The sequence below is a fragment of the Saccharopolyspora antibiotica genome (assembly GCF_047200635.1).
In the GTDB taxonomy this organism is placed as follows: domain Bacteria; phylum Actinomycetota; class Actinomycetes; order Mycobacteriales; family Pseudonocardiaceae; genus Saccharopolyspora_C.
In genome coordinates this window covers 30,850-42,605 of the sequence record NZ_JBJZOI010000018.1, presented here as the reverse complement: position 1 = coordinate 42,605, position 11,756 = coordinate 30,850, and the positions used below count along the sequence as shown (strand labels likewise).

Annotated in this window: 11 protein-coding genes; 6 read left to right on the top strand and 5 right to left on the bottom strand. The window is 75.4% G+C overall.

The annotated features are described in order from the left end of the window. Nucleotides 1-91: 91 nt before the first annotated feature. On the bottom strand, nt 92-1,117 hold the full coding sequence (locus ACL03H_RS16215; RefSeq protein WP_412812078.1) for an aminotransferase class V-fold PLP-dependent enzyme: 1,026 nt from the start codon (nt 1,115-1,117) through the stop codon (nt 92-94). 74 nt (nt 1,118-1,191) lie between these two features. Here ACL03H_RS16215 and ACL03H_RS16210 point away from each other — a divergent pair, with 74 nt between their 5' ends. Both ACL03H_RS16210 and ACL03H_RS16205 read left to right on the top strand, forming a co-directional pair. Then, entirely contained in the window at nt 1,192-1,602 is a 411-nt protein-coding gene (locus ACL03H_RS16210) for a YjbQ family protein (protein WP_412812077.1), read from the top strand. 158 nt (nt 1,603-1,760) lie between these two features. Beyond that, entirely contained in the window at nt 1,761-2,453 is a 693-nt protein-coding gene (locus tag ACL03H_RS16205) for an HAD family hydrolase (RefSeq protein WP_412812076.1), read from the top strand. A gap of 184 nt (nt 2,454-2,637) precedes the next feature. Here the strand turns inward: ACL03H_RS16205 and ACL03H_RS16200 are convergent, their stop codons facing one another. Beyond that, nucleotides 2,638-4,386, bottom strand: a complete 1,749-nt coding sequence (locus ACL03H_RS16200) for a proline--tRNA ligase (protein ID WP_412812075.1) — start codon at nt 4,384-4,386, stop codon at nt 2,638-2,640. Between the two features lie 153 nt (nt 4,387-4,539). Between ACL03H_RS16200 and yaaA the strand changes: the two genes are divergently transcribed. The 3 genes from yaaA (at nt 4,540) to ACL03H_RS16185 (ending at nt 7,547) form a co-directional block, all read left to right on the top strand. After that, entirely contained in the window at nt 4,540-5,277 is a 738-nt protein-coding gene (gene yaaA, locus ACL03H_RS16195) for a peroxide stress protein YaaA (RefSeq protein WP_412812074.1), read from the top strand. A 318-nt stretch (nt 5,278-5,595) separates the two neighbouring features. Then, entirely contained in the window at nt 5,596-7,128 is a 1,533-nt protein-coding gene (locus tag ACL03H_RS16190) for a DEAD/DEAH box helicase (protein ID WP_412812073.1), read from the top strand. Nucleotides 7,129-7,130: 2 nt separating this feature from the next. After that, nucleotides 7,131-7,547: a pyridoxamine 5'-phosphate oxidase family protein gene (locus ACL03H_RS16185; RefSeq protein ID WP_412812072.1), complete on the top strand. Its 417-nt coding sequence runs from the start codon at nt 7,131-7,133 to the stop codon at nt 7,545-7,547. Nucleotides 7,548-7,681: 134 nt separating this feature from the next. Here ACL03H_RS16185 and ACL03H_RS16180 read toward each other — a convergent pair whose 3' ends face one another. The 3 genes from ACL03H_RS16180 to ACL03H_RS16170 are packed head-to-tail and all read right to left on the bottom strand — an operon-like array spanning nt 7,682 to nt 10,919. Continuing rightward, on the bottom strand, nt 7,682-9,412 hold the full coding sequence (locus ACL03H_RS16180) for an ATP-binding protein (protein WP_412812071.1): 1,731 nt from the start codon (nt 9,410-9,412) through the stop codon (nt 7,682-7,684). A gap of 4 nt (nt 9,413-9,416) precedes the next feature. Then, the gene (locus tag ACL03H_RS16175; RefSeq protein WP_412812070.1) at nt 9,417-9,893 is read right to left on the bottom strand and encodes a MerR family transcriptional regulator; all 477 of its coding nucleotides are present in this window, start codon (nt 9,891-9,893) and stop codon (nt 9,417-9,419) included. 24 nt (nt 9,894-9,917) lie between these two features. Further along, on the bottom strand, nt 9,918-10,919 hold the full coding sequence (locus ACL03H_RS16170) for a zinc-binding dehydrogenase (protein ID WP_412812069.1): 1,002 nt from the start codon (nt 10,917-10,919) through the stop codon (nt 9,918-9,920). 95 nt (nt 10,920-11,014) lie between these two features. On the opposite strand from ACL03H_RS16170, the gene ACL03H_RS16165 reads away from it, so the two are divergent. Then, nucleotides 11,015-11,755, top strand: a complete 741-nt coding sequence (locus ACL03H_RS16165; protein WP_412812068.1) for a YqjF family protein — start codon at nt 11,015-11,017, stop codon at nt 11,753-11,755. Nucleotide 11,756 lies beyond the last annotated feature (1 nt).

The following is an 11,756-nucleotide window of genomic DNA, read 5'->3' as shown; positions in this document are numbered from 1 at the left end:
GTGCACCTTGTGGGTCCGGCACGAGCACTAACGGTAGCGGTTGTGGATCCCGCGCAGAACAGCACGTGCGCAGCGGAGACGTTACGGCTGCTCAGCCCCGCAACGCGCGCAGCACCAGCTCCACGTCGGCCTCGGTGTTGTACAGGTGGAACGCGAGCCGCGCCTTGCCCGCTCGGGAGGCGCAGACGATGCCCGCCTCGGTGAGCCGGCGGGCGGCGTCCTCCCCGGGGACGCTCACGATCGCGGAGCCTTCGGGCGCGGCTCCGAGTTCGGCGCGCACCCGGTCGGCCAGGCCCGCGCAGTGCGCGCGCACCCGCGCCAGGTCGAGCCCGGCGAGCGCGCGCATCGAGGCGGCAGCACCGACCTGCGCCAGCCACGCGGGCGACAGGTCGAGCCCGCGTCCGCCGGGGGCCTGCCGCAGCGGGAGTCCGTAGATGCTGTCCATCCCGCCCCCGGCGTACCAGTTGGCGTGGCTCGGCCGGGGCGCGGGCGCCTCGGGGTGCTGGGCGAGCCAGGCGGCACCGCGCGGCGCGAGCAGCCACTTGTAGCCCGTTCCGACGACGTGATCGGCCCAGCCGAGCTCCATCGGGAGCCAGCCCGCGGCCTGGGTGACGTCGAGGAGCACCCGGGTCGGCCGGTTCCGCACCGCGTCGCGCAGCGCGTCGAGGTCGACCAGTCCTCCGTCGGCGGACTGCACGACGCTCACCGCCACGAGGTCGTGGTCCGCGGCCTTCTCCGGGATCGCGTCGAGCGGGACCTCCTCGACGCGGACGCCGCGGTCCGCCTGGGCGGCGAACGGGAAGCTGACGCTGGTGAACTCGTCCTCGGCGACGAGGACCCGGGCGCCGTCGGGCAGGTCGGCGGCGATGATCCCGACGAGCTGGGAGATGGTGGCGCCGACGGCCACCCGGTCGGCGGGCACACCGACGAACCGGGCGAACAGCTCCCGGCCCGCGTCGGTGTCGGCGTCGAAATCAGTCGGCTGGGCGCCGCCCGCGCCCCAGGTCGCGACGGCGGCGGCGACGGCCTCCACCGCATCGGTGGGCGGGACCCCGATGCTCGCGGTGTTGAGGTAGCCGTCGGGGACGTCGAAGGTGAGGCCGAACGCGGTGCGCATACCGCGATCCTCATCGATGTCGGGGTCGGCGCGCCAGAGGTCGGCGGGTGGATCCGGCGCTCTACGGTGGCGCCATGCGGAGTGAGGAAGTGGAGATCCGGACCGGTTCGATCGAGGTGGTCTACGACCTGGGCGCCGAGTGCGACCGGTTCCTGCGGTCGGCGGGCGCCGAGGACGGCCTGCTCAACGTGTGGGTGCCGCACGCCACGGCGGGCCTGGCGGTGCTGGAGACCGGGGCGGGCAGCGACGAGGACCTGCTGGCGCAGCTGCGGGAGCTGCTGCCCGCCGACGGGCGGTGGCGGCACCGGCACGGGTCCCCCGGCCACGGCCGGGACCACGTGCTGCCCGCGCTGGTGCCGCCCTACGCGACGGTTCCGGTGCTGGAGGGGCGGATGGCGCTGGGCACCTGGCAATCGGTGTGCCTGGTCGACACGAACGTGGACAACCCGGTGCGGCGGGTCCGGCTGAGCTTCCTGCCCGGCTGACCCGGATCCGGGCTCGCCGGGCGCGCGGATCGATTCGGCCCGCGGGGTCGAGCGGACTCCCGCCTCGCGGGCCGCCTTCGCCGCCGCGAGGTGGTCGCGGACGCGGGAACGCCGCACATCTTGATCATGAGATGCGCGCCGCGTGTCAGGATGGGGCCATGACCGCCCGACTGGTGCTGTGGGACGTGGATCTGACGCTGATCGACGCGCGGAGCATCGGCGTCGACTGGTACCGGCGAGTGCTGGCCGAGGTCACGGGCGTGGCGATGCGGCACGTGCCGGACATGGCGGGCAAGACGGAGCTGGCGATCACCGGTGAGGTGCTCGCGGCGCACGACATCGACGCCGCCGAGGACACCGTGCGGGCCATGTTCGACGCGCTCGTCTCCGTCGTGCTCGCCGACCGCGACGTGCTCTCCTTGCGCGGCGCCGCGATGCCGGGGGCGGCGCGGGCGCTGGACGCGCTGGCGGAGGTGCCCGGGGTGGTGCAGACGCTCGTCACCGGCAACCTGCCCGAGGTCGCGTTCCACAAGCTCGACGCCTTCGGCCTGCACCGGCACGTCGACTTCGGCATCGGCGGCTTCGGCGCCGAGTCGCGGCACCGGCACGACCTGATCAGCACCGCGGTCGCGAAGGCGGGCGCCAAGCACGGCACCGAGTTCCCCCCGGAGTCGGTGGTGGTCGTCGGCGACACCCCGCGCGACGTGGCGGGCGCGCTGCACCACGGCGCCGTGGCGATCGGCGTCGCCTCCGGCCGCAGCGACGAGCGGTCCCTCCGCGAGGCCGGGGCCCACGTCGTGCTGCCGGACCTCACCGACACCGAGGCCGTGCTCACCGCCGTGCGCGGTTGATCCGCGGGACGGCGTCCGGGGGTCTCCTGCGCCACGCGCGGAGCGCGGAGGACCGAGGTGGCCCGCTCGTCACGTCGTCGGCGGCCGGACGCCCCCGGCGCGGCTGAACGCGCGGCAAGCCGCGGCGGACGCGGGGTCGCGCCGGGTCGCCCCCGACCCGCCGCGCGGGCCGGGGGCGACGGGCTCAGCCCCGGACGAGCTTGACGAGGTGTTCGACGGCGGAGTCCACCGCGATCTCCTCCCGCTCGCCGGTGGCGCGGTCCTTGACCTCGACGACGCCCTTGGCGAGTCCCTTGCCGACGACGAGGATCGTGGGCACGCCCACGAGTTCGGCGTCGGCGAACTTCACGCCCGGCGAGGCGGTGCGGTCGTCGAGCAGCACCCGCACCCCGGCGCCGTCGAGCTCGGCGGCCAGCCGCTCGCCGCCCTCGCGGACGGTCTCGTCCTTGCCCGCGATGACCACGTGCACGTCGGCGGGCGCCACCACGCGCGGCCACACCAGGCCGAGCTCGTCGTGGCTCTGCTCGGCGATCGAAGCGACCAGGCGGGACACCCCGATGCCGTACGAGCCCATCGTGATCCGCTTGGGCTTGCCGTCCTGGCCGAGGGCGTCCAGCCCGAAGGCGTCGGCGTACTTGCGGCCGAGCTGGAAGATGTGCCCGATCTCGATGCCCCGGGCCGCGACCAGGGTGCCGCCGCCGTCGGGGGCGGCGTCGCCCTCGCGGACCTCGGCGGCCTCGATGGTGCCGTCCGGGGTGAAGTCCCGGCCGCACACCAGGTCGACCACGTGGCGACCGGTCTCGTCGGCCCCGGTCACCCAGGCGGTGCCGGGCACGACGCGCGGGTCGACGAGGTAGCGGATCCCGTTGTCCTGCAGCGCCTTCGGTCCGATGTAGCCCTTCACCAGGAACGGGTTCGCGGCGAAGTCGGCCTCGTCGACGAGCGCGACCTCGGCGGGCTCCACCGCGGCCTCGAGGCGCTTGAAGTCCACCTCGCGGTCCCCGGGCACCGCCACGGCCAGCAGCTTCCAGTCCTCGGCGCCGGGCTCGCGCGTCTTGACCAGCACGTTCTTCAGCGTGTCGGCGGCGGTGAACTCGCGCCCCAGCCCGGCGGCGTTGAGGTGCGCGACCAGGGTCTCGATGGTCGGCGTGTCCGGTGTGTCGTGCACCTGCGCGGCGGGCTTGCCCTCGATGGGCTCGGCCGGGGGCGCCGGGGTGACGACGGCCTCGACGTTCGCGGCGTAGCCGGAGCCGGTGCTGCGCACGAAGGTGTCCTCGCCCGTGGGGCTCTCGGCGAGGAACTCCTCGGAGGCGGATCCGCCCATCGCACCGGAGGTGGCCGCGACGACGACGTAGCGCAGCCCGAGCCGGTCGAAGATCCGGACGTAGGCGTCCCGGTGCAGCTGGTAGGACTTGGCCAGGCCCTCGTCGTCGACGTCGAAGGAGTAGGAGTCCTTCATGACGAACTCCCGGCCGCGCAGGATGCCCGCGCGGGGACGCTCCTCGTCCCGGTACTTGGTCTGCACCTGGTAGAGGATCACCGGGTAGTCCTTGTAGGAGTTGTACTCGCCCTTGACGGTGAGGGTGAACAGCTCCTCGTGCGTCGGACCCAGCAGGTAGTCGGCGTTCTTGCGGTCCTTGAGCCGGAACAGCAGCGGGCCGTACTCGGTCCAGCGGTTCGACTGCTCGTAGGGCTCGCGCGGCAGCAGCGCGGGGAAGTGGATCTCCTGGGCGCCGATGGCGTCCATCTCCTGCCGGACGACCTCCTCGACGTGGCGCAGCACGCGCAGGCCCAGCGGCAGCCAGGAGTAGACGCCCGGGGCGACGCGGCGCACGTACCCGGCGCGCACGAGCAGCTTGTGGCTCGGCACCTCGGCGTCGGCCGGATCCTCGCGCAGGGTACGCAAGAACAACGTCGACATCCTCGTGATCACAGCGGGCGCTCCTCGTGCTGGCTCGGCGGGGTCCGCGCGCGGCGGCGGCGCGATCCTGGGAGGGTATCGACCCCGCTCCGGGTGGTGGCCAGCGGATTACCGGGCGGCGGGCGATCTCCGGGGCCCCGCGGGGGGTCACTACCCTGGCCGATCGTGCTGGTGCTGCTGCCTCCTTCCGAGACCAAGGCCCCCGGCGGTTCCGGTCCCGCCCTGGACCTGGACGACCTGTCGCACCCGGAGCTGACGCCCACCCGGCGCGAGCTCGCCGAGGCGGTGCGCGGCCTGTCCGGGGAGGCGGGCCTGGCGGCGCTGGGGTTGTCGACGCGCCAGGCCGGCGAGCTGGAGCGCAACGCGGCGCTGTTCGACGCGCCCACCGCTCCCGCCCTGGAGCGCTACACCGGGGTGCTGTTCGACGCGCTGGACGTCGGATCGCTGCCCGCGCCGGAGCGGTCTCGCGCGGACGCGCGGCTGGCGGTCGGATCGGCGCTGTTCGGGCTGGTGCGCGGCACCGACCGGATCCCGGCCTACCGGCTCTCGGCGGGCAGCGCGCTGCCCGGGTTCGGCGGGCTGCGCACGGTGTGGCGGCCGGTGCTGGAGCCGGTGCTGCGGGAGGCGGCGGAGTTCGTGGTGGACCTGCGCTCCGGGGCGTACGCGGAACTGGCGCGCGTGCCGGGCGCGGTCTCGGTGCGGGTGCTCTCGGAGGCCGCCGACGGCAGCCGCAAGGTCGTCAGCCACCACAACAAGTCCCACAAGGGCCGCCTGGCGCGGATCCTGGCCACCGCCCCGGCCGAGCCCTCGGACGCGACGGACGTGCTGCGGCTCACCCGCGCGGCCGGTCTCCAGGTCGAGCAGGAGTCCGAGCGCGGCCTGTGCGCGGTGGTCCCGAACTGATCCGCCGCAGGTCGTGGTCGTCGCGGACGCTCACCCGGCGCGTCCGCCGCGACACGCCGCGCGACCCTAGTTGATCTTGAAGACGAGCCCCGGCGACTCGGACCCGTGACCACATCGGTTAGACTTCGGTCCGCATCGGACACCCCGCCCTCCCGGGCACGAACCCGACGGGCGAGGTCGGATCGCCGCGACCGAGCGGCCCGCTCCCGTACCGGTGCTCCGACATCCACCAGCGGCGCCGTCGTCGCGCCGGGCTCGTCCTTGTGATCAGCGCGCGACCGCGCGACCCCCGAGACGTGCCAGTTCCGGAGGTTCGCAGTGCGTCCCAGCTCGTCCCCCGCCACCCGCTCCCGGCGCCCGCGCCGCCGCGGCCCCGCCAAGCCCGCCGCCGCGCCCGCGCCCAGCCTGTTCGACCAGGTCGGCGTGACCGCGGTGGACCCGGCGCCGTTCGACTCGCTGGGCCTGCCCCAGAAGCTGGTGGCAGCGCTGGCCGAGGCCGGGTTGGTGGAGGCGTTCCCGATCCAGGCCGCGACCATCCCCGACGCGCTCAGCGGCCGCGACGTGCTCGGCCGCGGGCAGACCGGTTCCGGCAAGACCCTCGCGTTCGGCCTGCCGCTGCTCGCGATGCAGCGCGAGAGCGCCCGCCCGCTGCGCCCGCGCAGCCTGGTGCTGGTGCCCACCCGCGAGCTCGCCACCCAGGTGACGGACGCGCTCAAACCGCTGGCGAAGTCGCTCGGGCTGTACGTGCGAGAGGTCGTCGGCGGGATGCCGTTCAACCGGCAGGCCGACACGCTGCGCCGCGGGGTCGACGTGCTGGTGGCGACGCCGGGCCGGCTCTCCGACCACGTGCGGCAGGGCACCTGCGTGCTCTCCGAGGTGGAGCGCACCGCCCTCGACGAGGCCGACCAGATGGCGGACATGGGCTTCCTGCCGCAGGTCCGGGAGATCCTGAACCTGATCCCCTCCGACGGTCAGCGGCTGCTGTTCTCCGCGACGCTCGACGGCGACGTCGACAAGCTGGTGCGCGAGTACATGAACGACCCGGTGGTGCACTCGCTCGCGCCGCCGGCGGCGAGCGTGGACAGCATGGACCACCACCAGTTCCTGGTGTCGGCGGACGAGAAGCTCTCCGTGCTCGCCCGCATCGCCGCCCGCGACGGCCGCACGATCATGTTCGTGCGCACCAAGCACCACGCCGACCGGCTCACCAAGAAGCTGCGCGCCGCCGGGGTGCGCGCCGGTGCGCTGCACGGCGGCAAGGCGCAGAACGCTCGCACCCGGATCCTCGACGAGTTCCGCGCCGGGACCACCGAGACGCTGGTCGCGACGAACGTGGCGGCGCGCGGGATCCACGTCGACGACGTGAGCCTCGTGGTGCACGTGGAGCCCCCGGCGGACCCGAAGGACTACCTGCACCGCGCGGGCCGCACGGCGCGCGCGGGCGCCACCGGCACCGTCGTGACCATCGTGACCGACGACCAGAAGGTCGCCTTCCAGCAGATGGCCTCGAAGGCCGGGGTCAACGCGACCACCACGGCGGTCTCCCCGGAGAACGCGGAGCTGGTGCGGCTGACCGGCGCGCGCGAGCCCAGCGGGGTCGCCGTGGCCGAGCCGCGCAAGGACGCCCGGCCGCAGGGCGGCTCCGGCCAGGCCCGCAGGCAGGGCGCTCCGCGCGGCGGGCAGGGCCAGGGACGCCCCCGCGAGGGCCAGCCCTCCCGGCAGTCCCAGTCCTCCCGGCAGCCGAGGCAGGTCCGCGACGACCAGCGGGGCGGCGCCCCGCGCGGCGGGGACCGGGGCAGGCGCGGTGGCGCCCAGCGCTCGCAGCGCCCCCGGCAGTCCTGGGCGGGCTGAGCGTGGCGACCGGGCGCGGCGTCGACCTGTCCGACCCGAGCGAGAGCTTCCGGGAGTTCTGGGCCGAGCCGCACGTGTGCACGCTGACGACGATCAGGCCGGACGGCACGCCCCACGTGGTGCCGGTGAACGCGACGCTCGACCTCGCCACCGGCACCGCCCGCGTGCTGTGCTCCTCCGGTTCGCACAAGGCCCGGCTGGTGCGCGCGGCGGGCCGGGCCGGGGCGCGGGTGGCGCTGTGCCAGGTGGACGGCCGCCGCTGGGCCACCCTGGAGGGGCTCGCGGTGGTCCGCGAGGACCCGGAGTTCCGCGCCGACGCCGAAGCCCGCGCCACCGCCCGCTACCGCAAGCCTCCCCGTCCCAACCCGGATCGGGTGGTCCTGCGCATCACCCTGACCCGGGCCCTGAGCAACCTCTGATCCCGCGGGTTCCCGCGTCCGGACCCGGGTGGGGCCGCTGACCGCTCGGCGGCGCACCGGGCCGGGCGGCGCCCGGGCTCGCACCGGCTCCCGGGTGAGGACGGCCCGCGCCCGGTCGATCTCCGGCGCGCCGGTCACTCGATGACGGGTGGCGCGAAGCGGGGCATCGTGCCGGACCACCGGTCGTCGTCCTGCTGCAGCAGCAGGCTCCGGCCGCTGTCCTCCTCGGCTTCCGGGTCGGCCACCGGTGCTCCGCGACCGGCTCGCTCCGGGGGCGCCTCGAACTGCCCCAACGCGCGTCGCAGCCCCGCCAGGTCAGGACCGGCCTCGAACGGCGACAGCCGATGGCACCACTCGCCCAGCAGCCCCGAGCCGGTGTCCCGCTCCGCGTCCGCGAGCATCCGGAGCCAGGCGCGCGCCCCCGCGTCCCCCGCCTCGCAGAGCTCCAGCCCCCGCGCCAGCACCCCGGGCAGCGCGGCGCGCGGCCCGCCGCAGAGCCGGTGGTAGCACTCCTCCACCAGCAGCGACCACCACTCCGCGTCGGCCGAGGCCGGGGCGACGTCCGGTCCCAGGGCTGCCCGCCTGGCGAGGTAGTGCTCCGCGATGGCCCGGTTCCTGGTCGCGAAGCGCTCCGGCGACCGCCCCCGCTCGTAGCGCAGCACGGCGCGGCGGACCACGTCGTCGTACCGCAGGCGTCCCCGGCTCTCCCGCACGAAGGCGTGCTGGCGCAGCCGCCGGAAGACGTCACCGGCGCGGTCCGGCCCGACCAGCACTCCCAGCAGGTCCTCGTCCAGCTCGCGCGGAGTCGCGGCGCGCAGCGCGTCCTCGCGGCCGCTCTCGTCCTCGACCCACCGGAAGAAGCGGTCCACCGCTGCCCCGCTGGGATCGGCGAGCCGCTCCGGATCGCGCGGATCGTCGTCGGCGAGCATCGCCACCAGCATCGGGAGCCCGCCGGACAGCCGGAGCACCACCTCGCGACTGGTCCGGTCCTCGATGCCCCGGCGGGCCAGCAGGGCCGCGATCTCCTCCTCGGTGAACGGGTCGAGGTGCCAGTGCTCGGTGATGGTCGCGTACTCGCCCCAGCGGTTGACGTCCAGCGGGTGCTGCCCGGCGAGGACCACGGCCAGGTCGGCCGGGAGCTCGCCGAACCGCCCCTCCAGCAGGCGAAGCAGCCAGGGTTCCAGCCGCGGTGCGGCGCGCTCGTAGTTGTCGACGAACAGCGCCAGCGGGCGGTGCTCGGCCAGCTTCCGCATGTCCTCGACCAGCAGCGGTGAGAGCTCGTCGAGCGGGGCCAGCAGCAGCCGGGCCTGGTCGTGGGCGCGGAACTTGCCCGCGAGGAACGCGCGTGCCTGCTCCAGGCGCGCGGCGATCTCCTCCGCGGTGCAGTCGTCGGTGAGCGCGGTCAGCCCGGGCGCGGCGGTCTTCGCGATCCCCCGGCCGACGCGGACGACGTGGGTCAGGAACAGCTCTCGGGCGGCTCGTGGCGCCTGCGGGTCGGCGAGGACCTCGTCGCGACTGCGCACGTACTCCGCCAGGCGGAGCTCGAAGGCCCGCGCCTGCCCGCCCTGCCCGGCCCACTGGCGCGAGATCGCGGCGAGCGCGGAGACCACGTCCGGGTCGACGTCGTCGATCACCGAGGTCAGCGCTCCGCGGTCCAGGGCGATCGCCCGCAGCTGCCGCAGCAGCGAGGTCTTCCCGATCCCCGCCTGGCCGCTCACGGAGAACACGAACCTCCGGCCCGGATCGAGCGGATCGGAGTTCAGGTGGGCGCGGAAGCCGTCGCACTGCCGCTGGCGGCCGATGAACACGTCCCGCTGGCGTTGCCGGATGAGGTCCTGCAGGCTGCGGGCGCGCCGACCGTCCATCCGATCATCGTGCCAGCCCCGGCTCTCCTCCCGAGACGATTTCCGGTCCCCGCTCCGCCGCCCCGGGCGGTCTCGGGGCGGGTTCGAGGGCTTCGACGTGGGCGTGGCAGGCGGCGAGGTGGTCGCGGAGGGCGCTGAGGCGGGTGATCTCCGCGTCCAGCGCCGCGAGGCGGTCGCCCGCGACCTGCCCGGCCCGCCGGAGCACCTCCTCGTCCCACCCGGCTCCGGCCGGAACGCCGTGCTCGGGCAGCGCATCGCCCTCGACGAGGTGCAGGTGCCCGGCCAGCGAGGCCACGTCCTCGACCGTGAGCCCGAGCCCCAGCAGCTGCCGGATGATCCGGACCCGCGCGACGTCCCGCCGCCGGTAGGTGCGCTGCCCGGTCGCGGTGCGCGGAGCGGGATCGAGCAGGCCGCGCTGCTCGTAGAACCGGAGCGTGCGCGGGGTGGTGCCCGCCGCTGCCGCCGCGTCGCCGATGCGCACCCGCGTTCCTCCTCGCCGCCCGTCCTACAGCCGGACCAGCACGGCGCCCACGTGCCGCCCGGCCAGCACGTCCTCCAACGCCCCCGGAGCCCGGTCGATTCCGGTGATCCGGGTGTGCGGGAAGTCGATCTCCCCGCTGCGCAGCCAGGCCGCGAAGCGCTCGTTCCACTCCGCCAGGGCGTCCGGGTGGTCGTCGGCCCGGAAGGCCTCCAGCCGGACGCTCTTGATGATCAGCTGCGCGAGGTCGAGCTCCACGGGCGCGCGCGTCCGGTCGCCACCGGTGGCGTACTGCGCGGTGAGCGCCCCGGTGAGCGCGACCCGGGCGTGCGGGCGGGAGGCGTCGACGGCGGCCCGCAGCTGTTCCCCGCCGACGAGGTCGAGCACCACGTCCAGCCCGTCCGGGGCGGCCGCCGCGAGCTGCTCGGGCAGCGGTTCGCCGCGCAGCACGGCCGCGTCGTAGCCGAGCTCCGCGACGAGCCGCCGCGCCTTCTCCGGCGAGCCGACGCTGCCCACCACGCGGCCCGCGCCGAGCAGCCGGGCGATCCGCCCCGCCAGCGAGCCGACGGCCCCGGCCGCGTTGCTGACGAAGACCGCGTCGCCGGGGCGCACCGGTGCGATCCGGGTCAGCGCCGCGTACGCGGTCCAGCCGTGCGCGAGGTGCAGCAGCGGATCGTCCAGGGCGTCGCCGAGCGGCGCGCACCCGGTCGCGGGCACCGCGGCGAACTCCCGCCAGCCCGCGAAGTGCGAGACGAGGTCTCCGGAGCGGAACCCGCCGCCACCGGTCACGACCTCCCCCACCGCGGGGCCGACCGGTACCCCGCCCGGGCGCAGGCCGGGGAACCCGGCGACGTCCTGCCCGAGCGCCGTGGTGAGGGCCGCGCCGAACACCTGGAACCCGAGGTTGCGCACCAGCAGCTCCCCCGGCCCCGGCTCGGGCGCGGCCACCTCGACGACGGTGAAGTCCCGGGCGGTGGGCAGGCCCGGGGGCAGGGCGGTGAGGCGGACCTCGTGGGACGTGCGGGACATCGGGTTTCCTTCCTGCGGGGATGGCGGAGCGGGGACGCTAACCCCTGACCCGCGCGTCAGGGGCAAGCCCGAGCGGCCGGGTAGCCTCGGCTCGCGTGGAGCCCGTGTCCGCCAGCACCCCGCGCCCGGTGCGGCGCGCGCTGCTGGCGCAGTCCTGGAGCGAGCTGTCGTTCCTGCACTGGCAGGTCGATCCGGAGCTCGTCGCGCCGCTGCTGCCCGCCGGCACCCGCCCGGACCTGTTCGAGGGCCGTGCGCACGCGGGACTCGTCCCGTTCCGGATGCGCGGGGTCGGCCCGGCGCCGGGGCTGGGAGTGCCGTACCTGGGATCGTTCGCGGAGACCAACGTGCGGCTGTACTCGGTGGACGAGGCCGGTCGCCGGGGCGTGGTGTTCCGGTCGCTGGACGCGGCCAGGCTGCTGCCGGTGCTGGTGGCGCGGCTCGCGCTGCGGCTGCCCTACGTCTGGGCGTCGATGCGGGTGCGCCGCGCCGGGGGCGTCGTCCGCTACACGAGCCGCCGGCTGCCCTTCGGGCCGCGCAGCGAGATCGCCGTGCGGCCCGGGGAGCGGATCGCGGAACCGACGCCGCTGGAGCACTTCCTCACCGCCCGCTGGGGGATGCACGTCCCCTGGTACGGCGGCACCCGCTACCTGCCCAACGAGCACCCGCCGTGGCCGCTGCACCGGGCGGAGCTGCTGGAGTGCGCGGACGAGCTGCTGGCGGCGGCGGGCCTGCCGGTCGGCGACGCTGATCCGGTGAGCGTGCTGTGGTCCCCGGGCGTGCCGGTGCGCTTCGGCAGCACGCGACCCCGGGCCGCCCGCGGGCCCCGCCCGTGGTGAG

What these genes read in the sequence shown, in the direction of transcription:
- ACL03H_RS16170 (WP_412812069.1), bottom strand. Translation starts at nt 10,919, where the DNA reads ATGTCCCGCACGTCCCACGAGGTCCGCCTCACCGCCCTGCCCCCGGGC.
- ACL03H_RS16205 (WP_412812076.1), top strand. Translation starts at nt 1,761, where the DNA reads ATGACCGCCCGACTGGTGCTGTGGGACGTGGATCTGACGCTGATCGAC.
- ACL03H_RS16210 (WP_412812077.1), top strand. Translation starts at nt 1,192, where the DNA reads ATGCGGAGTGAGGAAGTGGAGATCCGGACCGGTTCGATCGAGGTGGTC.
- ACL03H_RS16215 (WP_412812078.1), bottom strand. Translation starts at nt 1,117, where the DNA reads ATGCGCACCGCGTTCGGCCTCACCTTCGACGTCCCCGACGGCTACCTC.
- ACL03H_RS16180 (WP_412812071.1), bottom strand. Translation starts at nt 9,412, where the DNA reads ATGGACGGTCGGCGCGCCCGCAGCCTGCAGGACCTCATCCGGCAACGC.